Raw genomic sequence first — 19,585 nt, 5'->3', positions numbered from 1 at the left:
AATTCATTTTCCGTTATTAAATATAAACGATTTTATCGTTGTAAAGGATAATTGTTTATAGATATCGATTAAGCTAATCCTTATATAGTATTTTTTCAACGTATGATAACTGATGGCAATTGCCGTTAGTAACGCTAATATCGCACCAAAAACAACACAATAAATCGATTTAAAATAATAAATACATACCACATCAACAACAATATTGATGGCTAACATGCATAACACTTTAAGTAAATTCACCTGCGGTTTGTGAATGACATCTACCATCAAAGCTAAAAATCTATCTAACGGGTATAACAAAGAAAGTATCATAAATAGACGTAATAGATTAGGTGCTTCTGTATAGACATACTTTGAGCCGGCCAATATCCAGACTGCAAGATCTCCAAAAAGAAAACTCAGCACAATCATCGGAATAAATAGTATAGTAACTATTGCAATATATTTTTTAGCCACCTTTACCAATTCTTCTTGATTTCCTTGATTATATAATGTTGATAATGTAGGCATAGCTGTTGATGCAAAACTCAGTAAAGGTATCTCTACCACTTGTAATAAACGGATACCTGTATTGAAGACAGCTAATGCTGTTGGTCCCAACATAAAATTAATAATATAGGTATCAACAGAGCCTAATAATGTAGCGCTTAAATTGGTTCCCACGCTGAATTTTCCAAAACTTATAATTTCTTTAACTACCTTTTTAGATCGAAATTTAAGTTTATACACATCTCCCCATCCCAAAAATAAGCCTACTAAAGAAGCTATTCCATTTGATACTAAATAGGCTAATATTGTCATCTGTAAATCGATCATTTTTAGCCAAACAAACAGCAGAAGGAGTAGAAGAAACGATCCTTGGTTAAATAAGCGTAACAGGAGCAATTGATCAAAACGTTGCTTCGCTTGCAATAGACAGGAAATAACAAAAAATGGTAGTGAAGCCATATAAATTATTCCAAACCATTTCAAAAAATAGGCAAAACCCGCACTATTAATATAGAATGAAACAATATACGATGGGATATTCAGCAGCAGTAGAAACAACGTAATCACGATAGCCAAATACCATGTAGAACCTATAACGGCATTTGCCCTTTGATCTGATGTCCCAGAGAAAAACTTAACAAAAGCCATGGTTATAATCCCCGATCTGATGGTATCGAAAAGCAGTATGGTAGAAAAGAAAACAATCCATGCGCCCATTTCTGCTATTGATAGTACCCTAAATAAAACAATAGAAACCAGCATACCTGTTCCGGCAATTATACCATTTCCCAATAGTGAGTGGATATGTTTATTATGCTTCATAAACGTTTATCCTTCAAACATTGAACAGCATAAGCACATGCCCTGGCAGTCAGTGCCATATACGTTAGCGAAGGATTCTGACAGGCTGAAGATGTCATACAGCTTCCATCCGTAACAAACACATTCTTTACGGCATGCATTTGATTAAATCCATTTAAAACGGAATTCTTTTCGTCAGTACCCATCCTCGCAGTGCCCATTTCATGAATAGTAGCTCCACCAGGTCGGTGATAGTTAAACGATGTGATCTCCTGAAAACCAGCATCAGACAACATGTTTTTGGCAGACTGCTCGATATCCTCCATCATACGCTCCTCATTTGTCTTAAATTCAAAGTTTATCCGTATAAGCGGTTGCCCCCATTGGTCTAATTTATTTTTATCCAAGCCGATTTGATTATCATAATAGGGAAGGCATTCACCAAACCCTGCCATCCAGATCTGCCATGGCCCCGGAGTGGTCAGCTTCGTTTTAAAATCTTTACCAAAGCCCATCTCATTATAGGGCTTATCTTGCCAACTCAAGCGGCTTCCCATCCCTTGAATGTTATACCCTCTCTTAAAATCCCATTGCTCATCTGCGGTAAGATTGCGATATCTTGGTATCAAAAAACCACATGGTCTTCTTCCCTTGTAGTATTGATTGGCATACCCCTGATAAATACCCATGGCACCCGCGGAGGAATGATGATCCATCAAATTATGCCCAAGTTGTCCTGAATCGTTGCCTAATCCATTTGGAAAACGGTTAGAACAAGAATTTAACAATAAAGCGGTAGAGGCAATAGTGGACGCGTTCACAAAAATTATTTTAGCAAAAAATTCCTGATGTTCCTTTGTTAACATATCTATTACACGAACACCCGTTGCACGCTGATGTGCATCGTCGTAAACGATTTCATAAACCAATGAGTAAGGCATTAACGTCAACTTATTGGTAGCCATTGCGACAGGTATAGTAGCGCTATTACTACTAAAATATCCGCCAAAGGGACACCCTCTTGAACAAAGGTTACGACTCAAGCAAGGCCCTCTATCTTTCCAACCACGGGTAAGGTTGGCAATGCGTGCAATAGTCAAAAACCGGTTATCTTTCTTCTTAATCGTTTCGGCGAGATATTGTTCAATACAATTGAGCTCCATTGGTGGCAAAAAATCGCCATCAGGTAAATAAGGTAAGCCTTCTTTCTGACCACTTACGCCTATAAAACGTTCCACATAATCATACCAAGGCGCAATGTCCTTATAGCGAATAGGCCAATCAACAGCTACTCCTTCCTTTAAATTTGCTTCAAAATCAAGATCACTCCAACGATAACATTGCCTTCCCCAAGTAAGGGATCTGCCTCCCACCTGATATCCACGTATCCAATTAAATGGTTTCTCCTGTATATAAGGATGTGTTAGATCATTTACAAAAAAATGTTTGTTATCGTAATCACAATCTTCTAATTGAATGGGTTGTTGTTTCAGATCCTTCTGCGTAAAGTTATTACGATATTTAAACTCCCAAGGGTGAAGATTGGCTGTTGGGTAGTCTTTTATATGGACAACCTGACGCCCCCTTTCTAATAAAATTGTTCGCAATCCTTGTTTACAAAGTTCCATAGCTGCCCATCCTCCACTAATCCCTGAACCAATCACAATGGCATCAAAAACGTTCGACATCGGTTTTTCTATGCTCATAATTATTAACGTGTAGCCCAAGCCTTTTGATCAGGACCTATGGTAATGCAACCCTCATATTTCATTGGAATGGCTTGATAGGCCAATCCCTTTGTTGCTCCCGCTTCAGAAGTACAATATCCCTCAACCACATGCTCTTTTAATAAATCCAGGAAAGATCTGCCCCATAGTTTTCGTTTTATTTTATACAATAATCCTTGATAATGTCCGTCATCATTTTCTAAAATGGTTAACAGCTCTTCACGAATCTTTGCGTCACAGCAAACAAAGGACTGCCCAAATTTTTCCACCGCCATCTTTTCGACAACTGTTAAGCCTTGATAAAATATTCTTTGTTCTTTTATTGTAAAGCAATCATTAATTACGAGCAATAGGTAGTCAGCTACCCCTGCTAATTTAGCACCAGGGGTGTCTGTTTCTGGGATGATGGTTTCTGCCAATTCCGCCAAAAGATCTTTCATATCACTAAAAACACGACTATCCAATGGCAAATTTTTAGTAAACCAAGGTTTAATTGTAGCTCCTAATGTGGCTATGGAAGTTAGTCCGACTCCTATTTTTAGTGCCTTTCTTCTATTCATGCTGAAAGGGGTTAAATCATTTTTTCGTATAGGGCCAATAACTCGCTAGCCGCAGCGCGCCAATTAAACTGGGCAGCACGTTTATGTCCTCTTATGATAAGATCTTTCTTTCGGATGCTGTTGCTTTCTAGATCAATAATTGCCTTAGTGATTTCTTCTGGTACCAATGGATTAATCAAAACAGCAGCATCTCCAGCGACTTCGGGCATAGCGGAAGTATTAGCTGTGATAACAGGTGTTCCGCTAGCCATTGCTTCCAAAATGGGTAAACCAAAACTCTCCCGTAACGAGGGATACAAAAATATTGTCGATGAACTATACATCAGGGGCATTTTCTCCATCGCTACATACCCAGGAAATACAATATGTCTAATGGTAGATTCTTCTCCTAGCTTTTTTAAGGTTTCCAATACCAAATCCCGACTGTAATCTAAAATTACCAATGGTACGATGTCAGAAACCTGCTTACAGTACATCGCGTAAGATTTCAATACATTCTCGGTGTTTTTTTTAGGTGCAGTATTTCCTAAAAAAAGTAAAAACCGATCCGGTAGACCATGGGATCTTCTAAAATCGGCTAATTCGCTAGTCGTGAACGACCGATTAAAATTCTCACTAACTGCATTATAAATAACTTTTATTTTATCTGCCGCCCAAGGAAATCTATTGGCAATAATTTGCTTTTCATATTGAGAAACGGTGACAATATATTTGCTATGTTTAATCGCATGTGGAACTATCATTCGCCTGTAAACATTACCAAAGTTTTGATACGCAGTACCTCCGAAGTCTAATTTTTCTAAATAAATAATATCATGCAATGTCAGCAATAAAGGTTTTGACATAAAATAGGCCGCCGTATTACAGGTTGCGTGTAAAAAGTCAATGTTGCTATGTTTGACAGCAGTTGGTAAATGTAATTGTTCCCAATCCATGTATGTAAACCCTTTCACCAACTGTATATTGAAACGTTCCGAAGCTCGTAAACAATTTATATCCTGATCTTTCTTTGCAAATAATATATATTCATTAATATGATCTAATTGCTGTAACGCTCGTAACAATTCGAGCGCAACTACTTCCATACCATGCTTTTTGGGTCTAAAAATACGTTGAACTTCTACACCAATTTTTAATCTTTTTGCCATAAGATACGCTTAAACGCTAACGATTAAAATCTTTTTGTTGTTGAAAATGCCGTGTGGCAACAGAGAGCTTATTGGCTTTCTTTACTTTAAATAGAGCCATAAATTGAATAAAAACAAACTTGGGAGCACTTAATAGTGCCCGATAAATGGATCGATTTGCCTTAAAATGAACTAGTGCAACATAAAAATTGATAATGAATAAAATCAGGGCGGCTACGTATATTAAGGAAGCTGATGGTAGAAAAAACCAAGTTACCGAAAAGCCGATAAAAACTAAAGCAAGTAAAATAAATAAAGGTGGACGAACTAGAGCTATAGCAAATAAAACCATATTCCATCTCCAGGTTATAATACCTTTTAGTAATAGCTTGATGCCCAATAGGTAAAAGGTAAACCAGGTATTTAACCAGCGGGCACGTTGTTTGACCAGTTGATCTGGTTTTGCGGTCTTCTCATCATAAACAATGGCAGCCTCGGTAAATGCTATCCGCTTATTCTGAGATAGTATTTTATATTGCAGCAACTTATCAAATCCAGCTCCTGCTAACTTCATTTGCTTTAAACATGTCTGGTAACAATCTACCGTAAAAGCCATACCTGATCCGGATAAGGCTGCCGAAGAGCCCGCCCCAAACAACCATTTTCGGTCTACCAACCTATAATACATATCTCCAGCCTCATCTAAACAAGCGTAAATACCGTTCAAATTTTTTGCACAACGCACGCCCTGTACCGCTTCGAAACCGGCATCGAAAGTTTTGTCCAATTCCTTCAGATAATCGGGATGCACTAAATTGTCGCTGTCTATAATGGTTAATCGTTCGTGATTTCGCTTAAAATGTGTTATTGCGTAATGATGTGATTTTACATTACTAGCAAGAACTGCTGCTGGGCGGAGTAGTATTACCCTTTCATCCATAAAATGTAGGGTGCTTATATCGCAGTTATCCGCAACAATATAGATAAGATAACCATCTCGATTATAATTTAGCTCTAGTAAAGACTTAACAACCGATGGAAGCAAATCTGTTTGCTCATACGCTGTAACAATAATAGCATAATCGGCTGTTTTGGCCGGTTTAGCTGGTCTATTTTTTACACTGATTTTTCTCAAATAGGTAAACAGACTACAAATCCACGGAAACCAAAAATGGAGGCAGATTAAAGACGCTAATGCGTACCAGACAAAGGTAAAATTAGTAACAAAAAGGATCATAACCTTTCCCAAATATTTAAGGTCGAATTAAATTTCTTTAAAATCCGTGCAGGATTACCGCCTACTACACTATATGCGGGAACATCTTTCGTAACTACGCTACCTGCGGCTACCACACAATGTTTTCCTAGTCTTACTCCAGCTGTAATAACGCTATTTGCACCAATCCAAACCTCATCTTCTATAATAATTAGCTTACAATTATCGCCTTGCAAGCGCGGAGGTACATGAATATTCTCATATCCATGATTTAAACCAGCTATGGCAACATGTTGGGCTAGTAATACATTATTCCCAATATCAACTGGACCAATCACTACACTTCCTATACCAATGATAGTATGGTTACCGATACAAACATCGCCAACACCATTATTTATCGTAGTGAAATCCTCAATAAGCGAATAGTCTCCCAGAACAAAGCGTTTAGAAGGAAATACGTCCAAACGTGCGCTTTTTCTAATCTTACTGGCTTTACCACGGGTATGGTAGAAGGGGGTTACTAGATACCTTATCCACCATCTTGGTCTATGGTCATTTGTAGGTTTAAGCAACCACAAACCCCATTTTCTTAAGAGCGGATCTGATTTAATTTTTTCCAAAATAGTCATTAGTGAAAACTATTAATTATCTCTGCCCTTTTCTAGCACATTAGAGCGGCATTGTTGATAATATTTCTTTCCTTTAAAAAAACCGATCACAAAAAATAGTAATCCAGGTAACATAAAAACAGCAAAAGGCATATTAGCTTTAATTAAAATTATCTTCCTTATTCATGTGTCAGGATTCTCTAACCATGGCATTTTAAACACTACTGCCCAGGAAACACATAATATGATCGCTGAAGGCATCGCATTCATCACTTCATTCCCGTAACTACAAAATAAAATCCCTGCGGTACCCGCAGTTAAAGCAATAGACTTTATCCGTAAATCATAGTCTTTAATCATCCAAACAATCCCACAACATTTTCCTAAGATATACATCATGATACTGAACCAAATCGTCAATCCAACAATACCATACATGGCCCAAACTTTTACCCAATAACTATCCGGCTCTACAGTTGATAAAAACTTGTCAGCATTATATTCCTTTCCCCAAGTACCGATTACACCCAAACCATCACCGAATGGTTTAGATTTCAGGTAATCCCGAAGAATCGCCTGATTTTGAATGCGTATATTCAATGATGCGTCTTGAGGATCGACTGCCGTCCGCAATCTATAAATTTGATAATTACTGTTACCTAAATAAGTAAATTTCAACATTCCCACAAAACCTAATACCAATATTCCTCCGACTAACAATATTTTGTAATTTTTACTTAACAATAAGGCAAAAAAAGCGGCTACCAATAAAGCAAACAAGGCACCTCGGGTTCCAGAGATAAGCATTCCGTAAAAGAGCAGTGCGGCACATAAAAGCAATAGAACTTTTTTCCACCATTTAGTCCGACAAAAAGCAAGCACTACACATAGCATACATATATGTGCTTGTGAGGCACCGAATTGGCCTGCATCAGTGTAAAATGAAAACACACGCAATTGTCCAAACAAAACATGCGTAAGCGCTCCGCCTTCATCCAAAAAACGTTGTTCACCGGCAGATGGTCCAATATACAATTGTTTTATACCATTCAGTGACGCTAAGGTGGACATACCGATGACGAAAAAAAGTGCCCAATTCACTTTTTCTTTATTATCAATTAACAGTAAAGCTAAAGGAACTATTAGTAAAGGATATAATGCTGTACTTCTCACTTCCTGTACCCATCCCATAATACTGGCGCCAGAAGGATTCGCAATCTCCAGAACACTGATTATAAACCAAACAGCCAACAACCATACTAAATCTAGTTTGATGAGCGGCCAATTAATTTTAGCATAAAATAATGTTGCCAACCAAGTTAACAACAATAAAATCTCCACACCTATACCGTATTGAATTCCACCTATTTCTCTACTTAATAATGCAAGTAGAAAACAGTATACCATAGTAAGGTAGAGGCCAAAGACCGGATACTTAAATATAAGAATCAAGTAGACAGCTGTCAGCACCAATAGAAATGGTAGAAAAGCAAGTACTAAATTTTCACTTTTGATAAAAAAACCGAAAGAAACGGCCATTAAAATACCTAAAGCTATAATAGCTACTTTTATTAGATTATTTCCAAACCAATGTTTTATTGGCACATTAGGCATGTGTACTCCTGCTATTTGTTACATACTGATATAAGTCTCCTTTTAATATCCAAATACCCTTGGAATCTGGTACTTCTTGCGATAACTTTCTGTCCGTTGTAGTGACGTCAAAAGTTGGAGATAAGTAAACGAGCACACAGGATAACCAAGTAATCGCAGACGAAGGGAAAGCGTTCATCACTTCATTGCCATAGCTACAAAAAATAATACCTGCAATACCCGAAGTTAATGCGATGACTTTTATCCGAAGATTTCTGTCTTTTATTCGCAAACAAATACCGCAACATTGGCCTAATAGAAACATCATAAAAGCAAACCAGCATATTAATCCAACTATGCCGTAAGACGCCCAGATCTTAACCCACAAACTATCTGGCTCAATTGTTGACAAGAATTTATCTGGATTGTATTCTTTACCCCATTTCCCAATAGTACCTAATCCATCACCAAAAGGCTTATCTTGTAAATAATTTGCTAACAGCTGTTGGTTTTGTAACCTAACATTTAAGGAAGCATCGTGTGTGTCTAAGGCAGAACGTAGACGATAAATTTGATAATTACTACTCCCAATATGGGTAAATTTTAAAAATGCGATAAACAATACAACTAAACAGCCGCCTACCAATATAACACTTATCCTTTTGCTTAGTAAAAGTGCAAAGAATCCACCTGAAAGCAACACAAATAAAGCTCCTCTCGTCCCTGAAATTAACATTCCATAAAACAAAATTCCGGCGAGCATTATCAAAAGAATTCTTTTCCACCAAGACATTTTACCAAAAGCTAAAATCAAACACATTAGTGAAAGATGAGCTTGAGAAGCACCAAATTGTCCTGCATCTGAATAAAACGAAAAGACCCTTAGTTGCCCCCATATGAGATGAGTCACACTCCCCCCCGCATCTAAAAAACGTTGTTCCCCAGCAGAAGGCCCAATATATAATTGCTTAATACCATTTATAGCTGCAAGCATTGAAAACGCAATAATGATCAATAGAAATCTATCCAGATCCTTACGCTTGGTCAATAACACCATCCCCAGTACTGAAATAATCAATGGAAATAAGGCCATGCTTCTGATCTCCTGTATCCATCCCCTCAGGCTAGCTCCATAAGGATTAAAAATTTCTGCTATGCTCAAAAAAAGCCAAAAAAAACCGATATAAACTAATGGGTGACGAAGTTTTTTCCATTCCTGCCTATGGAAGATTGTTGCCATAAAAGTAAGCAACAATATTATTTCAACACCTATTCCAAATGGATAGTCTCCGACTTCCCAGATTAGTGCTACTAGCACAAAACTGTAGGCTAGCAAGCTATATAAACCTAACTTGGGGTATCGAAATAGTATTACTATAAAAAAGAAGGCCACACTCATTAAAAGTGGAAGGCAGGCAAACTGGATATCAACTTTCGTCAGAACGATCCCTAAAGATAATGCCGTAATAATACCACATGTGATAATAAACGCACTACTTCGTTTTTCTCCCGAGAATACAGATATCCTATCCATTTGTTAACCCGTTGTAACCGTGTAGTCGCCTTTTACTTGGTTAAAAACCCAACCAATAAAACTTTTGTGCTGACTAAATACTGCCATTTGCTCTTTTTCTTCTTCATTTACCTTTTGTCCGCTTTTAAATACTGCGATACTTTTATCGGCAAACATCAGCCACTCTTTAACTTTATTGGATTGTTTTATAGGATCAATATCCATTATAATCAAATCGAAGGTATCTTTCAAAATATTGAAACCAACGAATAAACTCTGTGCGTCTCGCATTTCTAACAAGGAGTTATTATTCGGATTACGGTTAAGCACCGTTATACGATCTGCAACTTGTATTTCTTTTTTTACTAAAAAAGATTCGAATTTTTGATGGGCTGTTTTCTGATTTGCATTTTGAATAATTTCTGTCAACCCCGGTGAATTTTCACAAATAAGCAACACTTTTTTGCCCATCATGGCAAAGGCATAGGCCAAACTTGATGCTAAAAAGGATTTTCCATGTCCTTTATCAAGACTCGTAATTGCTAACACATTTTCCTTGTCATCCACTTGTTGATTAAGTTCAAATCGTAAAGAACGCAATAAATCCTTGTAAATAGAATAGTCCTTAACGTTGTCTTCATCTTCCCAGATATCGCGAAGATCTTTATTATCTTCATCGATAAAGTTCAATAAACCTAATACTTTACTATTAGTAATGGTCTCTAATTGTTTAGGGCTTTTAATAGAACGATCCAATAAAAAGGCCAATGTAATAGCTAGGAGGCACACAAAGAAACTGGAAATGCCGGAAAGCGCTACATATAAAATTCCCTTGGAACGTTCCGGCGTACCCAAAAGTCCAACCTGTGCAATGCTTAATCGCAAACTGGTTGTGCTTTGTAGGCTTGATTGATTATAATTATTCAACGCATCCATATACTCTTTTGTCGCTACGTCGGCGTCCCGCTCCAAGTTTTGAACATTAGCATCTGTTGGCACCAGTACACTGTACTTTGATCTTAGTATACGCAATTCAGCATCAAGAGATGAAATTCCATTTTTTGCCATTGACAAATCGGTCTCCAATTTCAATTTCTGATCCAGTAAATTTTGTTTAACACTAGCCGGATCTCCTATTGAGCCCTCGGCAACTGCGGCTAATTTGGCCGTGCGAAGCCTACTTAAGGAATCGACTGCCCGTTTATCTTCCGGTCTGAAATTATTATTGATATACCGCTGATTGGCTAATTGCAGTTGGTTTTCTAGGTTTACAATTTCGTTATTAGCCACTACATGATTGCCGCCTACATAAGACCCCTCACCTTTGGAAAGTTTCCGGTTAATATCTGCCAAGGCCCCCTGTAGCGATTGTATTTGATTAACAGACTGAGCCCTTCTCGCCTCATATTCTGAAATCTGCTGATAAATCATACTTGATTGCTTATCCAAATTCAGTACACCGCTACCAATTTTGTAATTCTTTAATGCAGCATTCTTCTGATTCATCATAGCTTCCTTAACCTTTAATACGGAATCTAGCAAAGTCAACGAAGCTCGTTGGTTCAATGAAGAACTGCTCATATAGTATACTATAAAATCATTACTAAGTGTATTCGCCACATAAGCAGAAAGATCTGGATTAGTCGAGGTGAAAGAAACATTGATAAAATCACTCTCACCGCTTCTATTAATCTCTAAATTTTTTAAGAGACTTTCCTCATCATAGCCCATCGAAACAGTAAGATTATACAAAGGAAGCTCCTTATTGTCAGCAGCACTCAACACCCCATTTTTACTCAAGATATCTTGATATTTAACCAATGCCTCTTTACGTTGTGCATCGGTGAGCTCACTAATAATATCGCTCCAAGGATGGAAAGCGGTAGCTTTATCCGTTAGATCATGAATCATCAACTTAGTCGACAAACCACTAATTACCCTTTTCATCTTCATCATTTCCATGATATTGCCAAACTGCTGGCTTACTTTAAAGTAATCCATATTCTGGCCAGGGTTCACTGTTTGCTTAGACTCATCGGTTAAGCCCGTCGAGAGCTGGGCGGTCGACTTATATTTCTGCGGCATATCCTTAACAAAATATGCTGTTATTAACACACTAACAATAGGAACCAATCCCAATACCCACTTAAATCGCAGCAGATACTTCAAATAAGCTTTAACGTCAATCATATATTATTCTCCCGCATTACCAGCTTCTTGTAAGCTCTCTAGTTTTACACCAATAATTTCCTCTAATGTATCTTTTGCTTTCAAGAAGTTCACTTCAGCTTCTATTTTCGCAGAGTTTGCTTCAGCATAGGTATTTCTTGCCATACTATAGCTTTCGTGTGTGATTTGGCCTCTCTCAAATTTTGTTTTTAAATCGTCATATAGACTTTTTGTATCCTGAGAAGCTTGTGTTTTTATTTTTAGTTCACTTTTGGCTCGGATATATTCGTAATAGCGGCTTTTGACCTCGGTAGCCAACATCATATTATATTCCTGATTTTCCAATTTAGCAATTTCATAATCGGCTTTGGCTTGTTTAATCTGGAATGGTTTCTGTAAAAAAGTGCCTAAATTCAAATTAACACCAAACTGAAATCCGTTATAAAGATAAGGGTTATTCACATCAATAGCTGATTTATCTTCTGGACGATAGATATAGGAGGCATTCAACGGCTCTAAAAGCGATACTTGTGCTGAAGGAACACCGCTCTTAGCCTTGCCCTCCTGTGCCTCATATATTTTTTTTCTTGGATAATTTGTTTTAGCCAATTCAATAAACTGTTGCAATTGATTGTAATTGACATCTTGAATAATGGACTCTTGAGCCTTTGCCCCCGTAAAAACTCCAACCAATAGGAAGAGTACAAGTATAATTTTCATTTTCATAGTACGTTAATCTATTTTTTAATAGCTTACATATAGACAGCTATTTGTTATTCATCAATTTATTGGTCAATTACACTTTTTCCTTTTGCAAAAGCGCAGGGAAAGTTTTTAAAATAATTTTCAAATCCATTAAAAAAGAACTGTTCTTTGCGTAAAAATTATCCAAGCCTTTCCGCTCTTCGTCAGACATTTCACTTTTACCTCTTTTACTGATCTGCCAAAGCCCTGTAATTCCAGCAGGACCTAAAAAACGCATTGACCATAGATTAGAGGTGAGCAACTCTGCTTCATAAAGTGGTAAAGGTCTATTACCAACGATAGACATATCGCCTTTTAATACGTTAAAAAGTTGTGGTAATTCATCTATACTCGTATTTCTGATAAAGGCTCCAACTCGTGTAACGCGAGGGTCATTCTTGATTTTAACGAAGGCCAAAGGTTCCTTGCTTGTGGCACTACTTTCCGCATATTGATTAGCGACCTTAGAAAGCTCTTTCAACTTCTGATCTGCATCAACAACCATGGACCTGAATTTATAAAAATCAAAAATCTTGTAACCAGTTCCTGCCCTTTTACTTCTGTAAATGATCGGACCCCTTGATTCTATTTTTATCCAAAGGGCAATGATTAAAAATAGCGGTGAAAGGAATAAGATAGCAAGGGAAGCAAAACAAATATCAAACAACCGCTTTCCAAGAGGCATCCGATACTCTTGAACGGTATTTGGGATGAGCTTCTTAATGTCTGGCTTGATCAACTTAAATTTAATCAGGAATTTAAGTCTTTCCAGTAACTCATCAATATCAAATGGATAAATATAGAAGTCGCTAACTTTTTCTTTTAACGCTTTACTTTTCAGTCCTTCTTTTTGCCTCTCTGCAAGTAAAATAATAATAGCACCTGCTGTTAATGGATTTGCCCGAATGTCTTTTACCAATTGAAAGACCTCTTTTTCCTGATCAACCTCCATGATAAAAACCTCTGGACTGGTGATAATGGAACACTCGGCTAGGTGTTGTTTAAGCTCATGAAGGGAAGATAAGTGATCAACATCAAAATCTTCGGATAGCACCTCCCCCAGTTGATCGTAAAAAAATTGCCCACTATACGCCACATTAGGCACAAAGGACCTACGGAAAACCGTTTCTGTACTAAGATCGTTCATAAGATTGTGCAGTTAAAAGATTATGAACAACACCCTTTAAAAATATCGGGTCAAACGGTTTTTTAATGAAACGATGTACCTGATATGGTGTACGCCTAGCTAATGAATCCAAATCCTCTGTAACCGATAAAATGATGACAGGAATATCCCGGAACAGTCCGCTAATTTTTATCGATTTCAAAAACTCCGGCCCATTAAAATATGGCATCTCCACATCCAGTATAATAAGATCCGGATGATTAGCTTCTTCTAACCAAAGCATAGCATCATAGCCATTGCTTTTCAAGACAACGTCGTAATCTTTAGAAAGAATAAACTTTAATAGTTGCAAAATGGACGGCTCATCGTCTACTACTAGTATTTGTTTTTTCATTCGAACGAATTATTTGATTTTTAATGGCAATGAAACTTGCATGAGTTAATTATATCTTGGACACAAAGCTCGCAAATTCAGGTGAGGATTAGATTGGCAATAGATTAGATAGTTGTACTTCCCAATAAATTGCAACATTATATTTGCTGTCCCCGGAAAAAACAACCGATTGATAAATAACGTAATACGTGTCGACTATTTTTCAAGTGCACGACGAATTTGCGTTCATACGTTTCTCGTCATGTATTTTTCATTCGTGTTTGTTGTCCATCGTATTGTCCATGAGTGTTAACTGTCTATGGCATCCATGAGCTTATTGCACTCGATTCACAAGCTTCGGCAAACGAACACACTACGGCTCGTTTGCTGTCATGTTGTTCCTCGTAATGACACGTTTTTTAAAAAATAGATTTTTGTCATACATCCTATTTTTTATGTCAATTAATTTTCGGAATTTAGGAAATTAGAATGGATACGCTAAAGCGACAAAACAACCCAGTCATGGCAGAAAAAATAGTGGTATTGTATATTGATGATGAAGAGAACAATTTACGGTCTTTTAAGGCTGCTTTTCGCAGGAAATATAGTGTTCATACGGCGCTCTCCGGAGAAGAAGGATTAGCCATTCTTCAAGATCATCAAGTTCATGTAATTATTACAGATCAACGTATGCCTAATATGACCGGTGTTGAGCTGTTGGAAAAAGTGAAAATCAATTATCCTGATCCTATTCGAATCTTGCTGACGGGCTATACCGACATGAGCGCCGTTGTTGATGCGATCAATAAAGGTAAAATCTATCATTACCTTACTAAACCATGGAAAGAATCGGAATTGGAACACGTCATCAATAAGGCTTATGATATATATACAGAACGTCTACAACTCATGGCATCCAATGAACAATTAACGATTAATAATGACCAGCTTGAATTTTTGCTGAGGCAAAAATTATTATCTTAGCTTCAGCGGGCTACATATTCCGAACATTTGTTTGCATGACAGACTGTAATACAGGCAACCTTAAAACAAATTCGGCTCCTTCACCGATATTCGTTAACAAACCAATACTTCCATAATGCTTTTTAATAATTTGTAGCACGATAGAAAGTCCTAAACCAGTACCTTCACCAACATCTTTTGTTGTAAAAAAAGGTTCAAAGATTTTATCCTGAATGTCTTCGCTAATACCTAGACCATTGTCTTTAAAGCGCAGTACAATTTCCTCTTTATCGTAATAGCTGCTTATGGTAATTTTGCCTCCTTCTTTTTCACCAAACTTTTCCCGAATGGAGTAAATGGAATTGGTCAATAAATTCAAAAAGACTTGGTTCAGTTTACCGGGATAACATTCGATCATGGGCAGTTCGCCAAACTGTTTTTCGACTATTATTCGATCTTTAATCGTACTATTGAGAATAACTAAGGTTGATTCTATTCCTTGATTAAGGTCCGCCAGTTTAATATCATCTTCATCCACACGGGAAAATACACGCAAGCTTTTTACGATTTCGGTTGTGCGAATAGCACCATCCTCTATACCTGTTAAAAGAAAACCAATTTCTTCCATGAGGTAATCATAATCTAAATCTTCTTTGAGTGCATGAATGCGGGCCTTTTTCTCCGCTGTACTTGCCTGATCATCCAATACAATGGCCTCTACCGCCTCTAAAAGTGCTAAAATTTCATCTATATCCCTTTTCAGCGGACCGACGTTTGCGGTGACAAAATTAATCGGATTATTGATTTCGTGTGCGATTCCAGCCGTTAACATACCTAGGGAAGCCATTTTTTCAGCCTCAACCAATTGAGTTTGCGCTTGTTTTAATTCATGAAAAGCGTTATGTAAATCGGTATTGGCCAATTGAAGATCAGCAGTGCGTTTACTGACTTCCAATTCGAGCCGTTGATTTTGTTCGCTGACAATGCGTGCATTCTCCCTTGAAATCCGTAAGGCTTCCGCCTGCGACTCTTCCTTTTCTTTTCTATATGTATTGATCCGATCGGCCAATGCAAATGAAAGCAATAAGATCTGTGCAACGGAACCAAACTCAAGCACATTGCCAGTAAAGAAATTGGTATGGATTATCCCAAAATTAGTCAATACAAAAATGATGATACTAAAAATAAAGGAAACAAAGGCCAGCAAAAAATAAAAAGCTGGGCGATAGCCTGATCTGCGGATATAGTTGGCAAGGTATAATAAATAGATAACACCAACAAAGGCCATAAACTGTAACAACTGTACGCCTAGGGCACGAAAACCAAGAAGCCCTAAAATGGCAGCGCATATACAGGAGACACTGTAGACGATAACACCTTTTCCTAACCGAGGCGCATACACTTTGATCATGAGAAACTCCCACACAAAAACTGCGGTAGAAAGGGCAGATAAAAGTGGAACGAGATAGGCGCTATTAATAGCTAACCATGGCCAATTTGGCCATAAATATTTAAAGGCATATCCTTTAAAATTCAACTGCGTTAATCCAACAAAAAAAATAAATAGGATATAGTAGATATAATTGATATCCCTAACAGAGAAATAGAGAAACAGATTGTACGCTATCATAATTAATACGATTCCAGCGTACATTCCTATGAATACACTTCTGTTAACTTCCAGCTCCATAAGGTTTTCCTGTGAGCCCACATAAAGGGGAAATTGTATTTGATCTGTAGAAGAGACGCAAAGATAGATATGCTTGATGCTGTCTTTGGGTAGGACTATTGGAAAAACATAATTGGGATTATTTACCGGTCTTTCCGAAAATTTTTTGTGTTCGCCTAATTCAACACTGGCCCACTTTCCATTGCCCTCACTCTCATAAAAAACCACCCGATCAATGATTGGTTGAGCAACCATCAATTGCAGAAAAGCGTTATCCGATTCATTCTGTAGCGAAAAGCGTATCCAAATTTTTGTTTCGGTAATACCAAAATTTAATACGTTTTCCTCTACTGGCCAAAATTGCTGGTGAAGTACCGTTTGAAATGGTAATAGCCCTGTAGAATCTTTAAATACTTCCACTTGTCTTACCTGCAGCACATCCGCTCCGTCTCTAAAAATGTTAACGGGCGGGTTTGCTTTTACCGTAAAAAACGTCATACAGCAAAAGAAAAGCCATCCAAGTATTTGCTTTAACAGCAATTTCATCCGTTCCGTATTTTTCTTCTTTTAATAATTGAAGGTTCCTATAGCAAAAAAGAACCTCAGGATGTATAAAAAACGGTAATTACTTATCCGTGTTTTTTATCGTAAATTAGGCACCTTCAAGTTATAGGAAACCATCAAAGAGCCTTTTGGCCCTTTCTCTTCCATAATCTGATAGGGTTCTTCCCGAAGAGCGAGTATTTTTTCACGCTCATGTTCATCAGCGGTGCTTAAATCATAGATATTTCGCAAACGCATTGCAGTCGCGACTAAGTCGTCTTTCGGATAATAAAAAAGGCCTTGGTTACCCAACGTTGCCTCCACAACCGCACCTACTCTCCTCCCCATTTTAACCGTTATAGGCGCGCAAAGTACAAAAATACTTTGCACAGGTAGTTGAGCAGCTACAACGGCTCCCACTCGGGCTAAAATATAGCTACCTACTCCAAAACCAGCAATTTCTCTTGAGTTCCACAGTCCGCAAAGCTCACAAGTTCCGCCATTTAAATGGTCGTTATTTACCATGGTAAAAATTCCCTCATCGTAACGGCCAAGGGCAATTTCAATTGGAAGTTTATATTTTCCAGAAACGATCTGTAAACGTGCCCCCCCATATACATTCTTTGTTTCACTATCTTCAACGACGATAACGATGGTTTTTTCATCGTCAACCCAGTCTTGCCTATTGGATGTTATTTTAGTTATACCAAATATTTCCAACAGCTTTCTATGGCCTTCGATAAATTTACCACAAGTCTCCGGTTCATCAGGAGCGACAAAAGTCCTTATCTGGATCATCGTTAATTAAATCAGCAAACTCCACAAAAAACCTCCCTGAAGATTGCAATTGTCCTAATAAAACTCTGCGAGCAACATCCGTAATCATCGCACCACCTAGCATGACCGAAGAAGCTAACTGCGGCCACCCCACAATAGTTTTATTCATTTCTGGGAGGGAACGTTTCATTGCATCGGAAACATTTTCTATACCTATCATCTCAGAGAGGTACTTTATTTTCTCCGGAAAACTTAAGTTTCTGAGCTGTTCAGCTATGGCTATACTAGACAAGCCTTCTAGTACTTTCAACCGGCCATGCAGTATCGGGCGATCAGGTTCCAAATCAAATCGCTCCATGTCCAACATTCCGCTATCATTCGTATCCATCAACACAGGAATCTGAAATTCTTTTGCCTTTAATCTAGACAAAATTTTCATATTAATACCATCGCATTCCTCTACCAATAAATCTAATTTTCCTCCTACTAATAGCAAGTCATCCAGATTATCTTCGGTTGCCCCATCCGTATAACAGCGCACCTTGATATATGGATCCAATTCGGCAATTTGACGAGCAGCTAATATCGCCTTATTGATGCCTAAGTCGGTTATACTACAACGTAATCGATTCATATTACTCAGCTCAACGTGGTCGAAATCAGCTAATCTAATTTCTCCACAGGTTCTCTCCATAGCCAAGGTGAGCGCAACGCTTTGTCCAACAGATAAACCAAGTACACCAATCTTTTTCTTTCCTAACGTTGCAATTTCCTTTTGATCGATTTTATACATATTCCTGCTGGTACGAACACGGATAAAATCTTCTTCATTTAAGAGGTGTACGATTTTTTCTAGCCAAGGATAATACACCCAAGTACCATAAGTTGCTAAATCGACATTTTGTAGATACACCTCCACACGTTGTTTTAGATTTTCCTCGCCGATGGTTTCAGAGGGAAATAATACCCGAACAAGCTCTTGAATTTGTTCTAAAATGTTGTCTATTAATTGAATTGCTGGATTTCTCGCCATCAATTCATTAAGTGCATCCCTTTGCTCACGGCTCGACAGATCGTAAAAGAGTGGTAAATAGGTCAAATTCATGCGTTATCTAAAAATTATAGTCAAAAAATGGTGAGCTGTTATTCTCTTAATACTCCGGCTAATGTCGAATTTAATTTCTCAATCGTAATGGGCTTTTCGATAATAGCTTCTACGATCGAATATCCTTGAAGACGTTTAATGGTATAAGGATGATTTGACAAGGAGAGAATAATGATTTTAAAATGATGTTGCACTGTTTCTGGTAAAGTTAAAAACTGTTCCAAAAATTCAAAACCATCCATTATAGGCATCATGATATCCAACGTAATTATAGTCAACGGTGGTAATTGATTAATAGCCAGAGCCCGGATATGTTCTAACGCCTTGTTGGCATCATTAAAAACAACAATATCAGCGCTCTTCCCGCTAAACGAGATGATTTTCTTTACTATAAGACAGTCTAAAGGACTATCATCAATGACGATAAAAGGATACATCATATTTTTTAAATTACATTTGGACTCGCGTTCTTGTGA

17 protein-coding genes are annotated in these 19,585 nt (G+C 37.6%); 1 reads left to right on the top strand and 16 read right to left on the bottom strand.

Annotated elements, in window-relative coordinates; genetic code table 11:
* Positions 1 to 3 precede the first annotated feature (3 nt).
* The 12 genes from ABD930_RS01630 to ABD930_RS01575 form a co-directional block, all read right to left on the bottom strand.
* Entirely contained in the window at positions 4 to 1,314 is a 1,311-nt protein-coding gene (locus ABD930_RS01630) for an oligosaccharide flippase family protein (protein WP_345229937.1), read from the bottom strand.
* The gene (locus ABD930_RS01625; protein WP_345229936.1) at positions 1,311 to 2,999 is read right to left on the bottom strand and encodes a GMC oxidoreductase; all 1,689 of its coding nucleotides are present in this window, start codon (positions 2,997 to 2,999) and stop codon (positions 1,311 to 1,313) included. Before ABD930_RS01625 ends, ABD930_RS01630 begins: the two co-directional genes overlap by 4 nt.
* A gap of 5 nt (positions 3,000 to 3,004) precedes the next feature.
* Positions 3,005 to 3,580: a gluconate 2-dehydrogenase subunit 3 family protein gene (locus tag ABD930_RS01620; protein ID WP_345229935.1), complete on the bottom strand. Its 576-nt coding sequence runs from the start codon at positions 3,578 to 3,580 to the stop codon at positions 3,005 to 3,007.
* Positions 3,581 to 3,591: 11 nt separating this feature from the next.
* On the bottom strand, positions 3,592 to 4,728 hold the full coding sequence (locus tag ABD930_RS01615; protein WP_345229934.1) for a glycosyltransferase family 4 protein: 1,137 nt from the start codon (positions 4,726 to 4,728) through the stop codon (positions 3,592 to 3,594).
* Positions 4,729 to 4,744: 16 nt separating this feature from the next.
* A complete protein-coding gene (locus tag ABD930_RS01610) occupies positions 4,745 to 5,842 on the bottom strand; it encodes a glycosyltransferase (RefSeq protein WP_345229933.1) in 1,098 nt (365 codons plus the stop codon).
* A 98-nt stretch (positions 5,843 to 5,940) separates the two neighbouring features.
* Positions 5,941 to 6,555 (bottom strand): acyltransferase, encoded by a 615-nt coding sequence (locus ABD930_RS01605; RefSeq protein ID WP_345229932.1) that lies wholly within the window; start codon positions 6,553 to 6,555, stop codon positions 5,941 to 5,943.
* Between the two features lie 162 nt (positions 6,556 to 6,717).
* Positions 6,718 to 8,139, bottom strand: a complete 1,422-nt coding sequence (locus ABD930_RS01600; protein WP_345229931.1) for an O-antigen ligase family protein — start codon at positions 8,137 to 8,139, stop codon at positions 6,718 to 6,720.
* A 1-nt stretch (position 8,140) separates the two neighbouring features.
* On the bottom strand, positions 8,141 to 9,661 hold the full coding sequence (locus ABD930_RS01595; RefSeq protein WP_345229930.1) for an O-antigen ligase family protein: 1,521 nt from the start codon (positions 9,659 to 9,661) through the stop codon (positions 8,141 to 8,143).
* A gap of 3 nt (positions 9,662 to 9,664) precedes the next feature.
* Entirely contained in the window at positions 9,665 to 11,830 is a 2,166-nt protein-coding gene (locus ABD930_RS01590; protein WP_345229929.1) for a GumC family protein, read from the bottom strand.
* 3 nt (positions 11,831 to 11,833) lie between these two features.
* Positions 11,834 to 12,529, bottom strand: a complete 696-nt coding sequence (locus ABD930_RS01585; RefSeq protein ID WP_345229928.1) for a TolC family protein — start codon at positions 12,527 to 12,529, stop codon at positions 11,834 to 11,836.
* A gap of 76 nt (positions 12,530 to 12,605) precedes the next feature.
* Complete coding sequence (locus ABD930_RS01580; protein WP_345229927.1) at positions 12,606 to 13,700, bottom strand: sugar transferase; 1,095 nt, start codon at positions 13,698 to 13,700, stop codon at positions 12,606 to 12,608.
* Positions 13,687 to 14,073 (bottom strand): response regulator, encoded by a 387-nt coding sequence (locus tag ABD930_RS01575; RefSeq protein WP_345229926.1) that lies wholly within the window; start codon positions 14,071 to 14,073, stop codon positions 13,687 to 13,689. Before ABD930_RS01575 ends, ABD930_RS01580 begins: the two co-directional genes overlap by 14 nt.
* A gap of 501 nt (positions 14,074 to 14,574) precedes the next feature.
* On the opposite strand from ABD930_RS01575, the gene ABD930_RS01570 reads away from it, so the two are divergent.
* A complete protein-coding gene (locus tag ABD930_RS01570; protein WP_345229925.1) occupies positions 14,575 to 15,036 on the top strand; it encodes a response regulator in 462 nt (153 codons plus the stop codon).
* A 10-nt stretch (positions 15,037 to 15,046) separates the two neighbouring features.
* Here ABD930_RS01570 and ABD930_RS01565 read toward each other — a convergent pair whose 3' ends face one another.
* The 4 genes from ABD930_RS01565 to ABD930_RS01550 all read right to left on the bottom strand — a co-directional run bounded on the left by ABD930_RS01565 (position 15,047) and on the right by ABD930_RS01550 (position 19,549).
* A complete protein-coding gene (locus ABD930_RS01565) occupies positions 15,047 to 17,230 on the bottom strand; it encodes a sensor histidine kinase (protein WP_345229924.1) in 2,184 nt (727 codons plus the stop codon).
* Positions 17,231 to 17,326: 96 nt separating this feature from the next.
* Positions 17,327 to 18,025: a hypothetical protein gene (locus ABD930_RS01560; protein ID WP_345229923.1), complete on the bottom strand. Its 699-nt coding sequence runs from the start codon at positions 18,023 to 18,025 to the stop codon at positions 17,327 to 17,329.
* Positions 17,994 to 19,109 (bottom strand): ThiF family adenylyltransferase, encoded by a 1,116-nt coding sequence (locus ABD930_RS01555; RefSeq protein ID WP_345229922.1) that lies wholly within the window; start codon positions 19,107 to 19,109, stop codon positions 17,994 to 17,996. Before ABD930_RS01555 ends, ABD930_RS01560 begins: the two co-directional genes overlap by 32 nt.
* Positions 19,110 to 19,147: 38 nt before the next feature.
* On the bottom strand, positions 19,148 to 19,549 hold the full coding sequence (locus tag ABD930_RS01550) for a response regulator (protein ID WP_345229921.1): 402 nt from the start codon (positions 19,547 to 19,549) through the stop codon (positions 19,148 to 19,150).
* Between the last annotated feature and the right edge of the window lie 36 nt (positions 19,550 to 19,585).

The sequence above is a fragment of the Olivibacter ginsenosidimutans genome (genome assembly GCF_039542865.1).
Lineage (GTDB): Bacteria > Bacteroidota > Bacteroidia > Sphingobacteriales > Sphingobacteriaceae > Olivibacter > Olivibacter ginsenosidimutans.
Note: the sequence above shows the minus strand (reverse complement) of the source record. Positions and strands in the feature narration are given on the sequence as shown.